Genomic DNA, 20,218 nt, shown 5'->3' with positions numbered 1-20,218 from the left:
GCCGAAAAGAAATCGTGCATAGATTATACCGCAGTCAGATCACCGCCTATTCCATTCATCCAGGCCAGGAATTGAAGCTCCGCATCCCGAATTTCCCGCAGCCTGGCAAGAGCCGAACGCAGCAGCGCTTCGTCCCCGATGTTCTTGCGGTATTTCACAAGCAAGAAATTCAGTGTCGTCCATAACTTCACGATCCCGCTGATTCGGTTCGTCCCTTCCAGCGCCTGCCCCTTGTCCATCACGCCCAGCTGGGCAAAGCTATTCCATATGGAAGAGCGGAGCTTAGTTATGGAAGCAATGCCGATCGAGTTCTGGCTCAGCCAGTTCGACGTTTGTTCCGGGCTTAAAGCTAGAGATTCCTGCAAATCCCGGGCAAAGCTGTCCAATGCGGCGGTACCCGAACTGTATTGAGAACGGACATACATTTCGTAGTTTCGCTTGGCTGCGTAGGCGAAGATATCATGCTTGCCGGGAGCCTCGAACCCCTTCCCTTCTTGATCCGGCTGAAGCTCATAGAAAATGATTTCCTCCTCTCCCGGCTCCGCCGATGCCCGCATAAGCTCTTCTCCGGTCAGGAATCCGTTGAAATCGACAATGGGATCGAATACTCTGAAGGCGTTACGCGCTTCATCGAAGCTGTCTGCGAGGATATAATGCTCGAATCCGCTCTCCGCCATGCTCAGCATATGGTGAGGGAAAAAATCCAGATCGGATGGGCGGCATTTCACTACCGCACGGTTCCCTGACTGAACAGACTGCTTTAGAGGCTCAGGTCCAGTTCCCTTGTAGACCAGATGGATGCCGTACAGAAAGGGCAAGCTTTTGTTCAATCGAACATGCTGGCTCGCCGTAATAATGCGCGATACATAATTGACGTTCCAGTAATCCAGCAGGAACAGATCAGGGTTGGCCCCGGACCGGTATAAGTGGGTCAGGATGCAGGAAGCTGCACATTCCATCGCCGCCAGCTTCAACATTTCCGGCTTGGCAGCCGGCGTATCCGTATGAGACGTCATCTCTTCATTCTCCTTCTTCATTTGAGGAAATACGGCAGACAAAGGACGGTATTTTGCCGCTGACAGGATCGGCTTCGAGCCTTGAGACGGTTTCTATGGACAATTTCACCGGCTTGCCCGCCGCTTGGTGAAGAAAAGCGGATAACTTGGTCTGTACGTCCCCGAACTCGCTTGGCGGGGCTTCAGTCGCCAGCCGGACGGAAAAAGAGGTGTACGTATTCTGTACGATCTGAAATTGACGGACTCCTCTGGCTGCAGCAAGCTCCCAAAAAAACTTGTCCAAATACCGGAAGACGGCGGAATGCACCTGCGCTCCCGGCAGCCGAATCTGGGATGTTCGGACGGGAAGCAGCCCAAGAAGGAGACGGCCGGTTTCAGGGTCCCTGCGTATACTTCCGATATCCCCTGTCCGGTAACGGACATAAGGCAGACTCCTCATGATCAGCGAGGTGACCAACACCTCGCCGAATTCCCCCTCCTCTACATGGAGTCCGGAGGCCGAATCGATAATTTCCACATATACGGAGGACTCATCGATTTCCAGTCGGCCGCTCTGGCCTGCGAACGCGATACACCAGAACTCTTCCAGTCCGTAATAGTCTACGCATGGAACGCGGAATACCTCCTCGATCCGTTCTTTCTGGGAGCCATGCAGCGTTTCGCCCCAGTTCTGGGTAAACAGGAGGGAAGACGGCAACGAATATCCCCCGTCACGCATATATTCGGCCAACGCGCAGAGAGCGGAAGCTCTCCCCTGGATAAAATGAGGTTCTTCCCTGATCATCAGCTCTGCATAATGTCTAAGAGACCTGGGCTCCGCCAGCAGACGGTTGCTCAGCAGCAGCATCCGGTGTCTGAGCGGCAGCCCCCACTTTTTTCTATGCCTATACAGGGTCAGCGAGAGCTTCCATATCTCCTCCGGGGTTTTCACGCAGCGCAGCGGCACTCCGGTAGTTCCCGAGGTGAACGATTCGATCACCCGCCCCGCATCGGGATGTTCGAAAAGGGCGCGGTTGCCTGCGATCAAGTGTTTGTCTGTAATCGGCAGCTGATGGAAATCAACGTCCGTATACGGGCTATAAAACGGGTACGTCCGGCGCAATTCGTCGGCCAGCTCTTGCAAATGGCTAGAGGCAAACACTGTCATGAAGCCACCTTGCGTTCTACAAAATGCAATACGGCCTGGACGCTTCGGAACGATTCCGGGCGAATATCGTCCACATCCAGCTCAAAGCCGAATGTATCCTCCAGAGCCGCCAGAAGCTCCAGGATTTGAATGGAGTCGATTCCCAGATCATCTACCAAGGCATGGTCCAGCTCGACCTCGCTTGTTAGCCTCTTGGCCACAGCGGCTATCGTATCTCTCACCTTAAAGATTAGATCTTCATGCTCGGTGGACATGCTCTTCCTCCTTCACCATAGATTTCAGGGCTTTGCGGTCCAGCTTTCCGCTGGCGGTTCTGGGCAGAGCCGTAACGAAGCGGAATTCCCTGGGACGCAAGGCCGGGGATAACCGCTTTACGCACCAGGCATGCAGCTCCGAGCTGCGGACAGGCTCTGTGGAAGCTTCGGATACGACCACGGCAATCAGACGGTGTCCCCATTGAAGGTCTTCTACGGCCGACACAGCAGCGTCTGCCACCCCCGGCAAGCTTAATAGGACGCTTTCGACCGCTTCCGGGTACACCGTGTGTCCCCCGACAAGGAGAGCGTTATCGGTCCGCCCGGTCAAGTGCAAATATCCTTCCTCGTCCAGATACCCGGTATCCCGGGTATGCAGGCCGAGGGGGCCTAGGATCTCACGGGTGCGGTCCGGATCGTCATAATAGCCGATCATCACATTCGGCCCGCGAACGACCACCTCTCCACTCTCCCCAGTTGCCGCCTCCCTTCCGTCCTGAACGATGGCCAGCTCGACGCCGTTAATGGGTATCCCGGCGGATTGCGGTTTCGTCCTCAACTGCGCGTAGGGCAAATACGAGACGCGCGGAGAGGCTTCGGTCAGTCCATAGGAGGGCGTCAGCCGCACGTGAGGCAGACGGTCAGCCAGACGAAGCAGCATGACGGCAGGCATCGGGCCGCCGACAATGAGCATCTGCCGGAGCGTGAGCAGATCCTCCGCCGACCATTTGGCGGAATGGATTAGAGGCAGGATCGCAGATGGTACAGTACATAAGAAGGTCACCTTGTTCGTACGGACGCACTGGATCATCTCGAAGGGATGCACGAAGCCCCCGCTTAGCACAAGATTGGCTCCGGAGGCCATGGCAGCAAACCATTCCCCAACAATGGTCGAGCAGTACCCCAGTGACTTCGAGAGCAGAACGATGTCCTTGTCGCACAGAGACGTGTAGTCCAGGATTGCGTCCACATTGGACAGCATGTTGTGGTCGCTCAGCATGATACCCTTCGGCTCTCCCGTCGAACCGGAGGAGAGGAATATCATACGCGCGGCCTCTGGCGGCGTGTACCGGCGTACCGGCCGCGGAGCGGCGCTGATTCCTGCAACCGGTCCGCTTGTCATACCTGCATACAGGCAGAATGGCAGCTCTTCCCCTTGCATGTTCCATTCCGCAAGGATTGGAAGCTTCTCTTCAGAGACGAACACAGCTTCGGGTTCAAATTTGCGGATGAGGCGAAGCATGTCCTGTCCCGGCATGTAGCTGTGGATGGGGAGCGGAATGCCTCCCGCCAAAATGACTGCCCCGATGACAGCCAGACACTCCGGCGTCGGAGCCATCCAGACGGCCCCGATAAAATTCGGACTCAGCTGCTCCTGCTTCAGCCGTTCAGCGAGCAGGTCCATGCGGTTTCCGAGTTCCGCATAACTTGTCCAATCGGACTCGCCGCTTCGTGCCGCGTAAGTGATTCCCCGGTCATGCCTTCGTGCACGTTGAAACAATTCCCTGAGGGTGCCTGTGCCATTCATGCCGTAACCTCCTCTTTATGAGATGCCTGTCCAGCCACAGATGTATCGCGCTCGAAGGTCGATGCCATAGCATAATACTCAGGCGATTGCTTCATGAGCTCTTCGTGGTCGCCTTCCGCCACCAGACAACCGTTCTCCATCACCAGAATACGGTCCGCGTTCATAATGGTTTGCAGGCGATGGGTGGCTACCAGAACCGTCTTGCCCGCCATGGCGTGGCGTATGGAATTCATGAGTTCACTCTCCGTAAGCTGGTCCAAGGCGGAGGTCGGTTCGTCCAGGATAAGAATATCGGGATTGTGCAAGAGGGCACGCGCAATAGCCAGCCTCTGCCGCTGTCCGCCAGATAGCTGGAAGCCTTTATGGTCAATCTTCGTGTGGAGTCCTTCCGGCAGTTGATCCAGCAGAGATCCGAGCCGCGCATTTAGGGCTGCTTGCAGGATCATCTCCTCCGTCGCGTCCAGCTTCCCGACAGCAATATTTTCCATAAGGGTACCCCGGAACAAGTAAGGCTCCTGGAACACGATGCCAACCTTGCGGCTGATCGCGCTGCGGGTCATCTCCTCCAGATTCTGTCCCCCGATGCGAATTTCACCTTCGAGAATGGGCATCATCCCGATAAGCGCCCGGAAAAGGGTGGATTTCCCTGCCCCGCTTCGTCCGACGAAAGCATATACCTTGCCCGGAGACAGCGACAGGGATAGATCCTTCAAGATTTCCGTTCCACCGTACCCGACGCGCAGACTGCACACCTCGATATCGGACGGCGTTGCTTCAAGCTGAGGCTCCCTTGCAGGCGAAGCCTGCTTCCTCTCATTTTCCGAATAGAGATCGATCGGGGTCTGGATGAATTGCTCGATTCTGCCCATTGCAACTTCCGCGCCTTGAAGCTCTCTGAAAAAGTTGTTAATCTGCTGTACCGGGTTCAGAGCGTTCTGCAGATAGGTTACGGAAGCAACCATCATGCCAACGGTCATAACTTGGTTGAGCACCTGATAGCTGCCGATCCAATAGATGGCAGCCAGAATCAGGCTAATCACGAAACCACTGATTTGAAACGACATAACGGCATATAGCGTTTCCCGGGTGCTGGCCTTCACCAGCCCCTTGTACATCGTTTCATTCCGCTTCCGTTCCCATCCCTCTAGTCCTAAAGCCCGGATTTCCTGCGAGCTTTCGATCGCTTCATAGAGATAGGCTCCGATCTCTTCATTGTGGGTTCGAACGTCGGACGAATAACGCACCACAGCGTTGCGGAACAGCCCTGGTACCCATAAGAGGAAGGGGATGCTAAGCGTCGCAACGATGCCAAGCCGCCAGTCCATATAGTACAGGATTCCGAGGGAGATCAGCATCATAAACAGCTGTGAGGTAATCTCGACCAGAATGTGGTTGAGAAAATTTCCCATCGTAGCTGTATCCATCCCGAGCAAGGCCGTGAATTTCCCGGGTCCATGCTTCTGAATTTCCGGAATGGGGATCTGCCGGACATGCTTCAACAGCTCGTCCCGGATATCCAGCATATTACAGATGCCCAGATAGCGGAACAGACCTACCCGGATAAACAGGAACACGATGGAGAGAACACCGATTCCCAAGGAAAGGCTAAGCAGCGGGACAATCAGGTCACGGTTTCCTTCAATCAGCACGTGGTCGATCAGATAGGCGAAGATTAAGGGCTGAAGCATGACGAGTCCCAATTGCAGGAACGTGCAAGCATAAGCAATCAAGGTTAAATTCCATTTGATCTTCACGTAGGGAGCAAGACGTCGGAAGAGTTTAAACGTGTGCATGATGGTTCCTCCCGGCAAAATGTTGAATAAGCGGCTTCACCCTGCGCATCCATTCCTCCGTGTCACCGGGCGGCTGCCAATCCAGAACCGACAGCGGCGATTCACTCAAGCAGCCTGTCGCTTCCAATAAGCTGCAATGATAGATTTCGTTCAGCGTTCTCATCGAAGCTTCCAGCAGGGCGGTCTCCTCCGCCTCACCCGTTATCTGTCCAAGGGGAGCATTCAGGAGACTACTGATCTGCGGCATAATAGTTCGATAGTCGTACATTAGAGCGTTGCGCCGCGCGCCTTGCGAGAGATTGCCGTGAAGCTTCTCATCCAGCAGAACCTCGGTGCAGCAGCGAACCAGCTCGTCCAGATCGATCTTCGGCTGTTCACCGGACCAGTCTACCTGGACAAAGGAACCGTCCCCGCCGTCAACAAGCAGCTCCCGGAAACCGTCCCAGCTGGTGCAGACCACAGGAAGACCGTAGGCTTTCGCTTCCAGAAGGTTGAAGCCAAACGTCTCTCCCGGATCGGTGGAGAGGTTGACCAGAAGCCTGGATTCCCGGAACAGGCGGTCTTTCTCACTCCCGTGGACGGGACCTGTAAACTCCACAGTTTGCTCCAGTCTATATTCCGCTACGATTGCTTCAAGCCGTTCTTGATATCGGTCCGCATCCTGCAATGACCCCGTATATTCTCCGGCGATCGTCAATACCGTGTCCGGGACACGCTGCTTGATTTCCGTCATAGCCTCTAAGAGCACATGAATGTTCTTGACCTCTTCCAGCCGGCCGATGGATAGCAGACGTTTACCAGCAAGCGGCCGAACCGGCTCCGCAGCCAGCAAGGTGTCGATGCATAACGGAATCTTATGGGCATGCGCGTACCGGGGGGAGATATTCACCAGCGCCTGTCTGCAAGATTCCGTACTGGCAAGCAGCACATCCTGTTCGGTAATCCAAGGCGCACAGGACAGCCAGGTTGTCAGCCAACGGGCGGATGCGACGGAATGGGCGATAACCATGAAGCGAAGCGGAAGCTTGGCGAAGCTCCGAACCAGCATCAGGAAAGGCATGAAATAAGGAGCGTTCACATAAAGCGTATCCATTCCGTATTCCTCGCATAATCGGGCCAGCCGCTCCGATGCTTGCGGAAGCGAAGACATCGGCTGCTTGGAGAACTGGCGAAGCGAACCCCCGAAGATCTTGGCAAAGCGCACCGGCGGAATGCGGACCAGCTCCGTATATTCAGCCAGATACCCTGTCCATTGGTCATCAATCACCCGTTCGTTCAACCGGGGGGAATGGCCATCGAAGCAGCCCACCCTAGGTCTGCACTCAGCATGTAAATCGAGGTTTCCAGCGGTGATAGACATCGGTCAATTCCTCCTTCAGCTGTTGCTCCGTCCTGTGCAGCTGCTCCACCTTATCCACCAGCAGTCCGATTTCCCCGGTTCGTCCCGGCATGGACGTACGGATCGCCAGGTAGGCGAGCGTGCTCCACATTTTTATGAAGCCTTCCAGCTGCTCCTGATACAGCTCCGTACCTTGATTAAGCGCTTCCGAAAAATATTGATACAGCAGTCCGTAGCTGTATTTGCGTTTGGAGAGGATGCCGAGCTGGGATATAGCATCCTTCAAGGCCCCGGGCGGATACATATCGGGCGACTCCACCGTCTGCATAATCCTCCGCCTCACCGTGCCGGTTAGCGACCGTTCACCCGGATCGGTCTCAATCGTATCCTCGAAGATTCTCGCCACCTCGTGAGCGTCCGGCGCATGGAGCCATTCGGGATGAAGCAGCAGTCCCCCGCCCAGCTCATTGCTCAGAAAAGCATCGTGTACATGGCTCGCGGCCACTAACCCTTCCCATTCAAAATAGCGGTCGTATACCACGAATTGATCGCCCCGCGTTCCGTGTACGATGACAAAATGGGGCTGATGCATGGTTTGAAACGTTCTTTTTTGATAGGGCATATGAAACAGGTCAAGCTGTACCAGAACAGGAAGCTCCGGATGACGCCGCAGGACCTCCAGGAACTTCTTCAGGTTGATGAGCTTTTCGGCCCCGTAATCATACCACTCCACGGCCCCTTCCCCGTACAGACGGGTGAACAGCCGCAAATATTCCGACGGGGTGATGTCCGCTGAGAAATAGGTCAGCTTGCCGTCCTCCGTAACGCTGAATGGCGCGTCCCAAGCACCGATATAGAGCGGACGTTCATCCCACCCGGCTTGCTCCAAGCCATAACCGAGTCCGTTCAGAAAGCAATGGGCTTGTTTCACGTCAACCCCCGGTTTTAACGGCCCGTTTGGCCAATATGCGCTGTGAGATCAAGCGCGCGGTGGCGAAGTTCTCCTGCAGAAGCTCGTCGTCCTCGTAAAAAATCTCGTACTGCTGTTCAATCTGCATCATCAGGTTGACCAGCAGCACCGAATCCACGCCTGCATCCTCCAATGGGGAGTCCCCATTCAATTCCTCCGCCAGCTCCGGTCTGGAGGTCAAATCGGCCACCCGGTCAATCACGAATTGTATGATGGGCTCCCCCTTAAGGGCATGGATGAAATCGACTAAAGAACCGACCGTTTGGAAGACGGCAGGATCCAAATCCTCCTCGGGCACAGTCACGTTGAACACTTCCTCGATGTAGACCACCAATTGGAGTACCATGATCGAATCTACGTTTAAGTCTTCGTACAGCCGGTCTTCCTCTTTAATGACGTCCGGGAGAGCGAGCTCCAATTGTTCGGACATGACCTGCCTCAATTGAGCTATCGTTTGTTCCTTATCCATGAATACCATACTCCTCTTCTACCAATTGTTTTCGCATAACCTTCCCTGTACTCGTCTTCGGAATGTCCTCCGTAAAAGCAATAAAGCCCGGAACTTTATAAGCAGGCAGAAACCGCGCGCACCACCTCTTCACCTCCTCCTGAGACAGCGCATCGCCCTTCCGGACGATTCGGGCTTTGACAGCTTCCCCCCAAACGGGATGCGGAGCCTTGTGCACGACAGCTTCCTGAACGCCGTCCAGCCTTCGGATGACATCCTCCACCTCGGAGGGAGCTACCTTCAGTCCTGACACATTAATCAGATCATCCATCCGGCACTGAACATGAAGCCTGCCGCTGAGCCAATATCCCAAATCTCCGGTATGAATCCGGCGTCCGCCTGTGGCAATGATGATTTCATCCGGCTGCTCCCGGGTTCCGGCCCTTTCCATTGCCATATGCTCCAGAAGCATCCCGGCATCCGTAGAATCAGAGGGCCGGTCGCCAAGCGAGATGCAGCCCGCCTCAGAGCACCCGTATTGCTGGATCACCTCCACCTCTGCACCCCCAAGCCTGTTCAGCAGTTCTGCAGACATCGGGGAGCCAGAGGATACCAGCTTTCTAAGAAGCACCTTCTCTCTCATCAGACTGAGCAGAATTTGAAAGAGGAAGGGCACCGCATACACCACATGGCGATCATGCTGCTGCATGAGATGCAGGGCGAATTTGGGGTTCTTGTCCGTCACGATAACCGGCGCTACACCGCGCTTAAGTGCGGAAAGCGTGCCTGTGATGAATCCGAAGGAATGGGACACGGGCACCAGAATGATCGGTGTATCCTCCCCGCTGCAGGGCAGCAGCTTGTTGTAGGCCTCGATTTCCATTTGCACATGAGACCAAGACCGTTCCACTAGCTTGGGAGCGCCGGTCGTGCCGGAGCTGAATTGAAGCAAGGACGGCTCCCCGTTCATCCGATCCAGGCGTGAGTGCAGAGGGTGAAAGACGGTGCTGCCTCCTGCGTCGGTCAGCAGACCCGTACAGCCTGCGTCATCGGCTTGACTGAGAGCGGTTTCAATCGGGGTGTCGCCGTTTATCAGAAGCACCGAACCCTCATTCCTGATCATCAGCTCCGTGGCGGCCAGAATATTCGCCGGCTCCTTCATACATACAGCTGTCCGCCGTTTCTTCCAAGCAGAGGAACCCAATAATACGTATATCGCGTGTATTCGACGTTCCAGTTCATGCTGGTCATAATGTTCTTTATTAACAATGAACATGGGGTCTCCTTTCCCATGAGATTTTTTTACTTCTTTGAGTATTTTCGCCACATAACGACGTTTTCCTTCCCTTGTAATCAGGATTGCTAAAAAGAGACCCTTCCGGCTGGATCTTGCTCAGCCGAAAGGGTCCGCATGTTTCTGTTTACGCTTTTACTTAGCGAGATATTCGATGAACTTTATAAAGATAGTAGCTACTTCAGCGCGGGTGGCATTGGATTGGGGGGCAAAGAAGTTGCCTGGCTTGCCTGATACAATTCCGATGCCCTGCTGTGCCTGAACGGCCTTCAACGCCCATGAGCTGATCTGACTCTCGTCCGCGAAGGACTTCGATTGACTTTCAGGTATCTCATAGCCCTTGTACTTCATGTAATTGTACAGCATCACCAGCATCTGCTCGCGTGTAACCGGTGAATTGGGTTCAAACAGGTCTGCGTTTATACCGTTGACGATGCCGCTTTGGGCCGCCCACTCGACTGCCGCCGTGTACCACTGCCCATCCGTCACGTCGCTAAAACGGGAATTCGTGTAGCTGGAGCGGTTTACGTTCTCAAGATTGGCCAGTACCTGCACGTACATCGCACGCGTCATTGAGGTGCCCGGTGAGAACGTTGTGGACGTCGTGCCGTTGAAAAGACCGTATGTGTAGGCGGAGTTTACGTAGCTGTAGAACCAGTCGTCCATGTTGACATCCCTGAAAGGATTGCCAGACACCACGAGGAAGCCCAGCGGGGTGTCGTCATCGAATACAAATTCCGTACCCTCATGGATGTTCAGCGACATGCCTTTGTCTAAGCCGGCACTCGCGCCGCCGTGTAGTGTCACTTCGGCGCTCTTGCCCGCCGGAATGGTCACCTTACCTTTTGAGTCTATAGTCGTGCCTTCGGGTACCTTAATCTTCGTCCCGCCCTTGGTCGTAATCTCGCCGCCGCCGGGCAGGATGGTATTGCCGTTCTTGTCCGTGACCGCGGGCTTATCCTTCGGTGTGTTCACTTTGTAGGTCGGCTTCAACGATCCAGTGACTGTCCCGGTGCTGGTATTGCCCGTATTGCCGGTATTGCCCGAACTGCTGGTATTGCCGGTATTGCCACCAGAAGCACCGGGTACGCTCGTTTTTCTCTGCGCGAACATCCAATCAAAGACGTCAGTGTAGTCATTGTTCCAAGTCGGCAACTTAGAGGACTGCGCCGTAGGCTTAAGGCTCCACTCTTTGTTGGAACCTACATTGGACAAAGTATCTGTGTACCCTGAAATATTGTTCCACAGAACTGAAGCTTCCATCTCATGGCCGGAAGGAATCCAATTGGTTCCATTAACAGGTGCTTCCGCCTTGGTCCATTGGTCATAAGGCCAGACGAATATTTCATTTCTGTCGATGAACGTGTGCCTAGCGTTTTCCAATAGGGGCATTATATTCGCTATATAAGTTTCCGCCCCTGTTTTTATTGTTGAAGAATCAGTTGTGTTAACGAATGACCAGTATGCAAAGTTTTTAAGAGTTTCGGCTTGTTTCGCGTTGATTGATGGTGGAAAAGACATAGGCGCCGCGGCTGCGAGCAAATCGGGATATGTCGTCAAGAAAGTATTCGTATAAGCGGATCCCATAGAGAAGCCTGCCATGTAGATACGGTTGGGGTCAACAAGTCCCTTACTTACCAGATCATCGATATAAGCCTTTAAGGTAGCGGGTGTTGCCTGAACGTTGTTTTGAGCCCGCAGAGCGATGATATGACTAGCGTATTTAGCGTTCTTCTCCATTTTTTTCATAAGCGCGGTGGCTCCGTTGGCGGACCTGATGGGCGCAAAGGTATCCCCGTCCTGTGTACCGCCGCGGGTAGAACCGTGAGCATAGATGTAAAGGGGAAGCCCTTTTACCGGAGCGCCGTTGCCGTCCTTATGAATATAGAGTCCATACTGCATCGCGTCCGCTTTATCAATTTTGGGACCCACTTCAAATTTGTCGATGATTTCATTGACGGTACCTGACTGTGCGAAAGCCGACTTAACAATGGCAGCCTTGCCATCAAGCTTGATATCGCCACTAGATACAATGCTGTAATTCTGGACGGTGGATTTGGATGCTTCCAAAGTGGATTGTCCGCCGGTTAATGTCCAAAATTCCAATTCTACAACGATGTAGCGGCCTTTAGTAAGTCCAGCTTGATAATCAGGGGAGTTCTGGTTCACACCCTTATACCCTCTGGGTCTAGGTTGGTCATTGACGTATACTCTGTTGACGGTGCGTGTGCCTTGATATGCGAGGCTACCGCCCAGCAAAGTATTCCTCGCCGATACTGTAAACAGGTTTGAACTAAGGTCGGCACCCACAGCTTCATTTCCCTCACCCAGATCAATGATAACAGCTGTGGTAAATTCTCCGGTGGCAAAGTTATCATTGTATACGATAAAGTTAAGTAACGTTGCGGCAGGATCGGGTTTGAATGTAACATGGATTACCTTGTCATCGGTGTTCACATTATTCAAGGTATAGGTATTGTTTGCAATCTCTACAGACTCTCCATTTACAGTTACGGTATCCACGACATAACCGCCGATCGGAGTGAATGTAAAGGATTGGCTTCCGCCGTCAGCTACCCGAATCAAGCCGGATGGCGAGATGGTGCCGTTTAATCCTGCCGTGGCGTTAACGGGGTGTCTGGTTACCGTGGAGCTCCCAAGCAGCAGCAAGCTATTTTTGAAGCTGTCAGAACTGCCATAACCCGCGTCGGGCTTACCTAAAGCGGATACAACCTCATAACGGTCATTCCCTGCACCAGTTGAGTTATTGATGTACACATCAAACGTAATCGGGGAATTGCTTGTGAATTCAATGGTTCTTCTAGGTATCTTCACTTCCGCGATATACCCGGTATCCGTTCGTGTAACTGAACCGTCGCGGCCCTCAGCGGCTTGACCTGAGAAAATACCGCTTGCGCCAATACGCCACTGGTTTGAGCCACTTTTTCCGTCACCGACATAAAATTCCACACTGTCGGTCATGTACTCAGTGCCAGGCGTATGACCGGCACAGACATTCGGGTCTGTAACCACAACGCGTGCATATAGAAAGTCTTCGTCCCAAAATACTTTGGCTTTGCCGGTGGCCTTGGGGCCTATCTTTTGGTCGGGTGCGCTACTGTTGTTGATGTCGAACTCCGCAGCTTGTTCCCACAGTTTGTCGTTAGTGCTGAGTACAGGTGAACCGTATCCGGCAACAGGCCGATTGTTTGCTGCGGTCTGCGCGAACATCCAATCAAAGACGTCAGTGTAGTCATTGTTCCAAGCCGGCAAGTTAGAGGACTGCGCTGTTGGCGCTATGCTCCAAGTCCCCATCGTTATGTCATTGTAAAGAACAGCCGCTTCAACTTCATGCGCCACCGAATCACTCAGGGCAGGTGAATGGTTCGGATTCGGTTTCTGATTCGGCTGATCAAATTGATTGTAAGGCCATACAAGAGCCTCATTGCTCTCAAAGCGCGAAGCTTTCGCGTTGATCATTTTTGGCATATTGGTGTTTATGAAGTTAGCGAGGTTAGTCTGGTATACTCCAACGTTATACTCATTGATAAACATCCAATAGGCCAGGTTGGTGTGAACGTAGTTGGCGTTCGCGTTCGGTGAGCCGCTTACCGGAGACATAGGTGCGGCGGACGCGAAGAAGCCGGGATAAGCGTTAATTAAGCTGTTCGTATACTGACCGCCCCATGAGAAGCCCGCCGCGTAAATACGGTTAGGGTCTACTGCACCGCTGGCAACCAGGTCATCTATAACCTTCTTAACATTGGCTGTGGAGGGAGTACTCGTGCCATTATAGGAAATATTCAGGATATGGCTGGCGTATTTCTCGGGGGACTTTTCCATTTTCTTCATCAGAGCGACCGAGCCATTCGCGGATTTCATCGCCGCTTTTGGGTCAGTCGCAGCGCTTGTGCCGCCGCGCCCCATGCCGTGGGTATAGACATACAGCGGCAAGCCCCGCGACACCTCACCGTTTCCATCCTTGTGAAGGTAGAGTGCGCGATTGACCGAATTGCCCGTAGGTGTTGTAAATTGGTCAAGGATCGGATTCACAACTTTATCCTGTTCAAAAACCGCGAAGTTAAGCGGATCCCCTTCTGTCAGTGGGATCTCGCCGTTTTGGACCACGCTGTAAACCTGTTTTGTTGAGTTCATGTTGCCATCCAGCGTTATATTGCCGCCGCTCTCTGAATAGAACTCAAACTCAATTACGATGTAACGGCCGCGTTCCAGTCCCTCCTGATAATCCGGTGAACGGCTTACCGTCCCCAGATAGCCGCGTACCTTCGGTTCGTCATTGGCGTATACCCTAGTGATCTTGCGCGTCCCTTCAAAGGTTACCGAGTCGCCGTTCAGGGTCGTGTTCCTGGCCGCGACGGTAAACAAGTCCGGATTAAGCTTGGAGCCTTCCGCTGCCTTCCCTTCGCCTAAGTCAATGATGACAGCCGTCGTGTACTCGCCACGGGCGAAGTTGTCATTCCATACGATAAAGGGGAGCAACTCCGCGGCCGAATCATTTTTGAAAGTCACTTGAAGGGTATGGTTAGCGACAACATTTGAGAAGGTATAAGTGCCATCATCGGATAGAACTGCGTCCTCTCCGTCTACCTTTACGGTATCTACAATTTTGCCGTAATCGGGGGTAACCGTTAAGGTTGTGTCTGAGCCGCTGGCTATTCTCAGAACATTGCCGGGTGCGTTCGGCGTTATTCGGCCGCCCGATTCCGCCGTGGCGGTGATTGAGAATCTCTCGTCCGCTCCACTAGCGGCAATGAGATTCAGGCTGTTTGTATAAGAAGCAGCATTGTTGTAAGCCGCATCCGGAGTTCCGAAACAGGAAACGACTTCATAGCGGTCACCGCCCTTTTCCGACGAGTTATTGATATATACTTCAAAGGTAAACGGGCCTGCCTGCAAGTTCAAGGTTCTTTTAGGGATTCTCATCTCCACGATATATCCTGTGTCCGTGATCTCAGTCCACGCAGCTCTGCCCGGAGCGTTTTGCCCTGAAAACACGCCCGTTGCGCTGATGCGCCATTGATTCGCACCTTGGGTTCCAGCGCCGGCATAAAACTCCAGGCCGTCGTACTGATAATCATTGCCGGGTCCCTGATATAGATTGCTGTCCTCCACGACTACGCGGGCATACAGATAGTCTTGGTCCCAAAGAATCCTGGCTGTGCCTGTGGAATGGGGCCTGGGGTCGTCGGGCACAGTGCTTTTGTTGATAAGATGCTCCATTGTCAGGGCCCACAGCGGGTCGTTTGACCCGAGTTCGGGAGTGCCAAAAATGGCGGTAGGCGTTTCATTTGTCTGCAAGCTTGTAAGATCTGTAGAACTGCTGTCGCCATTAAGTGCTTCTGTATACTCGTTGTTGTCAGTGGCGGCGGCAAAGCTGGCAGGCATTAGTGACGCCACCATTAGCAAGCAACATAGGAACACGAGCATTTTGCCAAATCGTTTTGATATCATTGAAAATCCTCCTTTTTTCGATCCGTGCACCCACGGCTTACCCATATCGTAAACACCAAGGCTTCAACAGCTTACTTCATCGCAGCGAATATAATAGCGCTTTCATATTTTCTCCTCCATAAATTTGTTATTATTTCACCCTATGCAGAATTTCACAGTTTATTCAAATATCAATCTACAGTGTTGTTATAGTTCTTGTCCTGAGAAAAGGACAAGAACTTGATCCCTTAAAACAGAAAACCCACGCTGGGCGCGGGTTCTAATAGGGCTATTTTCTTGTCCACTGACAAAAGATGTTTTTGTTCGTCAGTAAAAAGTATTTTCGTATAATTTCCCCGTATGCGCATCAAGCACTTCGGGCGTCCGCTCGTACTCGCTACCAATCATTCGATACACTAGTTCGTACGGGGCCTCTTTCGCCCTAGCATTGTGCATCCGTTCCCATTGCAGACGCAGCTTGGCCTGTGCCGTCCATCGGAGGATGGCTGACTGGGAATCAAATGAAGGCACGGTTTCCAGCTTCTTTAACTGTTCTGGCCTTATCGAGGGGGACATCAAGCTTTTGACCCTCCCATTAGAGCGGTCAACAGCTAGTTGATAGCATTCATCCCTGACAGATACGTCTTGAACATATACACCAAAGCGAATGATTTCCAAACGATCTTCGTCGTCGGTCTCTTCAGTTAGAAGCTTGAGATACGGCAACATTTCGGCTGCTAGTCCTCGGACATAGTCCATAGCTACTTCTATACATGCGTCTCGATCCCAGGTTAATGGAGCTAGTTGATCTGGCTTAACATGCGAAACAAAGTCAATCAGTTGTCCGGTTTGGCTGTCTACTCGCGCCTTAACCGCTCCCTCCATCTGATTAGCCCAATAGGCCTTCCAAGACCGGTCATTCTTGGCTGGACGCTCTTCATTCTGTTGCTTCCACACCATCAACTTGGTGTTCGAGCCAATATTGTCGTCTTGTACTAACTGAAATTGTTCCTTGTCTACGCCAATCCACTCTTCTAGGCTTCGTGCGGGCGGGAACTCACCTGGCCACTCGTCCAGAGTTCTTGGGTCAGAAGGGACAGCTTCTGCCCTATAGGCTGTCGGAACTTCCTCCTGTGATGATGCAGTATAGATTAGTCCTCTACTTCGGGGGGCGTAAACAAGATGGACCTGATCGTCACCATCCGTGTACACGGCTTTGTCCAATATGCAATATTCCACATGTAGCAAAAAATGCGCCTTCATCCACGCCAACTGTTCCTCTTCTGGTGTGATCATGGTTGGGAGTGCTGGCCCTGGAACGGTTCCGTAGTACCTAAATCCGACCACGCGACCGCTGGGGTGAACCATAATCAGGCATCCCGTCTCAGGAAGCGGCAGCCCCATTGCCTTCTGCTGTCGTGTGTACCCAAACATCCCTTCCATCCACTCCATCTCACAATACGGAAAATTACGCAGTGCGCCGGGATAATGATCTTCCAGGAATTGCTCTGCCTGCTGTTTGAGCTCCTCCTCAGATAGCCGTGTCCCGTTGTCCAATGAGGCCCAGGAAATGGCATAGTCTAGCAAGTTGCCGTCCCTGGAGAGTGTAGCAGAAACGGCGTCATCACTCCCCGTTTTAACCCATAAGAATCCCGCTTCTCCCTTCCCTGTTCCCCTCATGGTGTTCTCTTGATAATCATTGACGATCAAATCATAATCCGGTGAAACGGCAAACTGGTGCTCTGCCTGTTGTCTTAACTGCAGGCGTAATGTATCCAGGTCTCGTTCGGGAAAATCTTGAGCCATTTCGTTGCGCAAATGCTCCAGCCCCTTCCGTAATTGTGTTTTTACAGTACCTAATGGCATGTCCAGGAGATGGGCGATTTGCTGCTGGGTCAGGTCCTTCTTATATTTTAAGAACAGGAGCTGACGCAGCTTCGGATTCAGACTGGCCAATGCTCGCTCCAGATCCAGGGTTTGATCGATATCATTAACGACCAATGTCTCTTGCGCCTGCGGGTCTTCGCTCAGGTGAACACGCTTGGATTTCTTCAAGTGATTGAGTGCCCGGTTCACCACAATTCTGGTAAGCCAGCTCTCAAACGCTTCGGCTTGCTGCAGCGTATGCAGTGACTCATAAGCCTTAACCAGGGCATCCTGAACGATATCCTCCGCATCTTTGGACTCCCGTACATAATGGCGGGCCACTCGGTGCAGCTTATCCGTCCGATCCTTTATAAGAGAAACGAAGGCATCGTGATCTCCGTTTTGTGCGGCGTTGATTTGTTGCTGTGCATCGATCATTGTCGTTCACCTCCTGTTATATAGACAGCTAACTTGGGGGTTTGGATTTAATTAATGTAACATTATTCTGGAACTGACCGATCAAGGGACCACCCGCATGCGGCAAGCATGGGTGCCAAAGAGGAGTCACTCTTGGCGTGTTCCTGCTGAAGCTCCTTCATCAACTGAAGCAGTTCTTCCAGCCCGGTACGGATATTGGAGAACACACAGTCCTTTGTTAGACCACCACATATACATGCTGGGATTCGGGCAGTATTGAACTTCGCTTTATGTGGCAAGCTCGTTTCACCGCCAAGTTATCATCCATGCCAGGCGCACCCAAAAAACCGACCTAGTAATAAAGGTCGGGTTTAATTTGGGGTTTTAGCAAAAAAGATCTATTATACTTTACCTTCAATCAGTTCATGATAATTTACCATTATAGTTTCTCTCCTGTCTCATTAGCAGCAGTTACTCCACTATCGTGACTATTCACCCGTTTCAGCAAATTGTTTGATGCGCTCTCCCACTTGATCACGAACCTGCTGGAAGACTGCCCACTTCTCTTCATCTGTTCCTTGCGCTTTTGCCGGATCGTCGAATCCCCAATGCTCACGTTTCACCTGAGGCGGGGTAATGGGACACTTATCTGCTGCATCTCCACATAAAGTAATGACGAGATCAGAGCTGTTCAGCAGCTGCGGATCAATAATATCTGATGTTTGACCTGAGATATCTATACCTACTTCACTCATCGCTTGAACGGCTTTCGGATTCAACCCATGAGCCTCAATGCCTGCACTATACACATTCCATTCATTGCTCAAATATTTCTTGGCCCAGCCTTCGGCCATCTGACTCCGGCAGGAGTTTCCTGTACACAAAAAGTAAATGGTTTTCTTATCCATGAGTCGCATTCTCCTTTGATTTTAAATAAGGTCAATATTATATATAAACTCATTTTTTCTCGGAATAAAAGGTAAACCTACAAGTTCAAAGTGTTAGTATGTCCAAGTATCGGTAAGTACAACGCCCCTAGCATTTGCTCCCATAAAGCTTTATATAGGCGTCCATTTTGCACTCTTGAGGATCTTATCCCAATCCGATGTTTCTTGCCATGCAACTTACGGCAAATGGCATTTGATAACAGAACTGATGTTCTCAGTTGATTATACCAGAACATTTATTCTCAATCCATTCCAATATTGGATTCATAATGGCGGCACTCCATACAAGCAAATAATTAATCGGGCTCTCGCACATGTTCACCTGTAAAGGCAGACAATAAACCTCTTAGTATCTCTGCAACCAGTCTCAATCTCTCCGATTCTCTTTTTTATAATCATGATTAAAGAAGCATTAAGATTCATTTAGCCCCATTTAGGTTGCATTAAAAAGTTAATAAATACGCGATAACTTAAGAAAATCGAGGATGAATGCTAGATTACAAGGGATTTTCTTCATTTTTATATCCTATAGAGTCTTATTTAGTCTCCTAGAGAACTTTCAGCATTTTACAAACGGTGATGCTCAGCGTAAGATTCCTTTTAACAAATGCTGAATTCCCGTCAGGCGGGAAGCGGGGGAACCAAATGGCTGTGGCCAGCCGAAATGGGGTGAATCCAAAGAAGATTGAACTCTTCACTGGTAGGACGACTCTCACCGTCCGAATCCGTCAGCTAACCTCGTAAGCACTGGAGAGAGCCTGCATTAACCATGCTTTTTTGCTGCGATCCCGCAAAACCTTTCCATTACACTTATCCATCGTACAGAAAACCAAATATTCCGTTTGGCTTGAGCATGCTGCTGTATGTGAGAATGAAACTGAACTGTCAGCCTATGTAGCCACAGCTGAGCAGACCCATAATCTGCAGCGTTATATGAAATCTATAGACAACCTAGGAGGCATTATTCATGATTAACGCCAGACTGTCACGAATCGAGTTGTTCGCATTTAGCTGCCGCCCTTCCTTCATGCATATTTCAGAGCCTTACGGATACTGGTATGGGGTGTTGAAGTTAACCTTCGGAGGACAGATCAGCTATGGGAATTGCATTCTTTGTGCGGGTGACAATGCGGTGGATTTAATCAAATGGGGCTCTTTTCTGAAAGAGATATGTCATTGTACTGCAGAAGAAGCCACAGAATACGTCCGGATGCACGGACAAGAATGGGCCCCCAATCAACTTAACATGATCAAGACTGCACTCGATAGTATGTTCATTCAAAATGACCAAATCCGAATGAAGGTAGGAGCCGGATCGGAGCGGTATCGCCATCAAAGGACAAAGCAAAGAATCCATTCAATTAATACGGTGAAGAGTCATCTGAATCCAACCATTTTATTTGCAGAATCAGTATCCTATTATTCACTGCTATAGACATGATCAATTTAAATTATCAAACCTTCAATTGGTCAAAAATCTTAACGAATATTTTCGCGAAGTTCTTGGCATCATCGATACCTCTATGGTGAGTACCTTCAAGCGGCAATTCAAGCATAGTCAAGGCTCTCTCCATGCCTACGCCCCGCTTGCGGTCATTTTCCCAACAGGTGGCTTCCAGATCAAAAATGATATAGTTCATATCTGCTCCTTTTGAAATTCGAATCGATAGACCCATCGCTCCGGGGCTATGTCTTTTGTTATACTTCCAAGTGAGGTTTCAAATACTTCATTTCGCACTTTAATATAC

The 20,218-nt window shown here is 51.5% G+C and carries 14 protein-coding genes and 1 riboswitch; of the genes, 1 reads left to right on the top strand and 13 read right to left on the bottom strand.

What is annotated here, in order from left to right; all coding sequences use genetic code 11:
* Nucleotides 1-23: 23 nt before the first annotated feature.
* From NST69_RS15480 to arsC, 12 genes are all read right to left on the bottom strand, one after another.
* Nucleotides 24-1,016, bottom strand: a complete 993-nt coding sequence (locus NST69_RS15480; RefSeq protein ID WP_342549980.1) for a hypothetical protein — start codon at nt 1,014-1,016, stop codon at nt 24-26.
* A 4-nt stretch (nt 1,017-1,020) separates the two neighbouring features.
* Entirely contained in the window at nt 1,021-2,163 is a 1,143-nt protein-coding gene (locus NST69_RS15475) for a hypothetical protein (protein WP_342549979.1), read from the bottom strand.
* Nucleotides 2,160-2,417: an acyl carrier protein gene (locus NST69_RS15470; protein WP_342549977.1), complete on the bottom strand. Its 258-nt coding sequence runs from the start codon at nt 2,415-2,417 to the stop codon at nt 2,160-2,162. The genes NST69_RS15475 and NST69_RS15470 overlap by 4 nt, the downstream gene beginning before the upstream one ends.
* Nucleotides 2,401-3,945, bottom strand: coding sequence for a class I adenylate-forming enzyme family protein (locus NST69_RS15465; RefSeq protein WP_342549976.1), 1,545 nt, complete (start codon nt 3,943-3,945; stop codon nt 2,401-2,403). The genes NST69_RS15470 and NST69_RS15465 overlap by 17 nt, the downstream gene beginning before the upstream one ends.
* Nucleotides 3,942-5,738 (bottom strand): ABC transporter ATP-binding protein, encoded by a 1,797-nt coding sequence (locus NST69_RS15460; RefSeq protein WP_342549974.1) that lies wholly within the window; start codon nt 5,736-5,738, stop codon nt 3,942-3,944. The genes NST69_RS15465 and NST69_RS15460 overlap by 4 nt, the downstream gene beginning before the upstream one ends.
* Entirely contained in the window at nt 5,725-7,098 is a 1,374-nt protein-coding gene (locus tag NST69_RS15455; RefSeq protein ID WP_342549973.1) for a glycosyltransferase family 4 protein, read from the bottom strand. Before NST69_RS15455 ends, NST69_RS15460 begins: the two co-directional genes overlap by 14 nt.
* Nucleotides 7,061-8,008, bottom strand: a complete 948-nt coding sequence (locus tag NST69_RS15450) for a DUF6005 family protein (protein ID WP_342549972.1) — start codon at nt 8,006-8,008, stop codon at nt 7,061-7,063. Before NST69_RS15450 ends, NST69_RS15455 begins: the two co-directional genes overlap by 38 nt.
* Before the next feature lies 1 nt (nt 8,009).
* The gene (locus tag NST69_RS15445) at nt 8,010-8,516 is read right to left on the bottom strand and encodes a phosphopantetheine-binding protein (protein WP_342550182.1); all 507 of its coding nucleotides are present in this window, start codon (nt 8,514-8,516) and stop codon (nt 8,010-8,012) included.
* Nucleotides 8,509-9,657: an AMP-binding protein gene (locus NST69_RS15440; protein WP_342549971.1), complete on the bottom strand. Its 1,149-nt coding sequence runs from the start codon at nt 9,655-9,657 to the stop codon at nt 8,509-8,511. Before NST69_RS15440 ends, NST69_RS15445 begins: the two co-directional genes overlap by 8 nt.
* Before the next feature lie 267 nt (nt 9,658-9,924).
* Entirely contained in the window at nt 9,925-15,261 is a 5,337-nt protein-coding gene (locus NST69_RS15435; RefSeq protein WP_342549969.1) for a sugar-binding protein, read from the bottom strand.
* A gap of 306 nt (nt 15,262-15,567) precedes the next feature.
* Nucleotides 15,568-17,544, bottom strand: coding sequence for a sigma-70 family RNA polymerase sigma factor (locus NST69_RS15430; RefSeq protein ID WP_342549967.1), 1,977 nt, complete (start codon nt 17,542-17,544; stop codon nt 15,568-15,570).
* 467 nt (nt 17,545-18,011) lie between these two features.
* Nucleotides 18,012-18,431: an arsenate reductase (thioredoxin) gene (arsC, locus tag NST69_RS15425; protein ID WP_076075075.1), complete on the bottom strand. Its 420-nt coding sequence runs from the start codon at nt 18,429-18,431 to the stop codon at nt 18,012-18,014.
* Nucleotides 18,432-19,068: 637 nt separating this feature from the next.
* Nucleotides 19,069-19,232: riboswitch (cyclic di-AMP (ydaO/yuaA leader) on the top strand.
* 205 nt (nt 19,233-19,437) lie between these two features.
* Here arsC and NST69_RS15420 point away from each other — a divergent pair.
* Complete coding sequence (locus NST69_RS15420; RefSeq protein WP_036726760.1) at nt 19,438-19,905, top strand: hypothetical protein; 468 nt, start codon at nt 19,438-19,440, stop codon at nt 19,903-19,905.
* Nucleotides 19,906-19,924: 19 nt separating this feature from the next.
* Here NST69_RS15420 and NST69_RS15415 read toward each other — a convergent pair whose 3' ends face one another.
* Nucleotides 19,925-20,110 carry a hypothetical protein gene (locus tag NST69_RS15415; RefSeq protein WP_051478126.1) on the bottom strand — a complete coding sequence of 62 codons (186 nt, stop codon included), beginning with the start codon at nt 20,108-20,110 and terminating at the stop codon, nt 19,925-19,927.
* Between the last annotated feature and the right edge of the window lie 108 nt (nt 20,111-20,218).

Source organism: Paenibacillus sp. FSL P2-0089, from assembly GCF_038595095.1.
In the GTDB taxonomy this organism is placed as follows: domain Bacteria; phylum Bacillota; class Bacilli; order Paenibacillales; family Paenibacillaceae; genus Paenibacillus_AQ; species Paenibacillus_AQ silagei.
The sequence above is the reverse complement of the archived record's forward strand: the minus strand, read 5'-3'. Positions and strand labels throughout refer to the sequence as shown.

What these genes read in the sequence shown, in the direction of transcription:
- NST69_RS15455 (WP_342549973.1), bottom strand. Translation starts at nt 7,098, where the DNA reads ATGTCTATCACCGCTGGAAACCTCGATTTACATGCTGAGTGCAGACCT.
- NST69_RS15460 (WP_342549974.1), bottom strand. Translation starts at nt 5,738, where the DNA reads ATGCACACGTTTAAACTCTTCCGACGTCTTGCTCCCTACGTGAAGATC.
- NST69_RS15415 (WP_051478126.1), bottom strand. Translation starts at nt 20,110, where the DNA reads ATGAACTATATCATTTTTGATCTGGAAGCCACCTGTTGGGAAAATGAC.
- NST69_RS15435 (WP_342549969.1), bottom strand. Translation starts at nt 15,261, where the DNA reads ATGATATCAAAACGATTTGGCAAAATGCTCGTGTTCCTATGTTGCTTG.
- NST69_RS15475 (WP_342549979.1), bottom strand. Translation starts at nt 2,163, where the DNA reads ATGACAGTGTTTGCCTCTAGCCATTTGCAAGAGCTGGCCGACGAATTG.
- NST69_RS15445 (WP_342550182.1), bottom strand. Translation starts at nt 8,516, where the DNA reads ATGGATAAGGAACAAACGATAGCTCAATTGAGGCAGGTCATGTCCGAA.
- arsC (WP_076075075.1), bottom strand. Translation starts at nt 18,431, where the DNA reads ATGGATAAGAAAACCATTTACTTTTTGTGTACAGGAAACTCCTGCCGG.
- NST69_RS15480 (WP_342549980.1), bottom strand. Translation starts at nt 1,016, where the DNA reads ATGACGTCTCATACGGATACGCCGGCTGCCAAGCCGGAAATGTTGAAG.
- NST69_RS15470 (WP_342549977.1), bottom strand. Translation starts at nt 2,417, where the DNA reads ATGTCCACCGAGCATGAAGATCTAATCTTTAAGGTGAGAGATACGATA.
- NST69_RS15440 (WP_342549971.1), bottom strand. Translation starts at nt 9,657, where the DNA reads ATGAAGGAGCCGGCGAATATTCTGGCCGCCACGGAGCTGATGATCAGG.
- NST69_RS15465 (WP_342549976.1), bottom strand. Translation starts at nt 3,945, where the DNA reads ATGAATGGCACAGGCACCCTCAGGGAATTGTTTCAACGTGCACGAAGG.
- NST69_RS15430 (WP_342549967.1), bottom strand. Translation starts at nt 17,544, where the DNA reads ATGATCGATGCACAGCAACAAATCAACGCCGCACAAAACGGAGATCAC.
- NST69_RS15420 (WP_036726760.1), top strand. Translation starts at nt 19,438, where the DNA reads ATGATTAACGCCAGACTGTCACGAATCGAGTTGTTCGCATTTAGCTGC.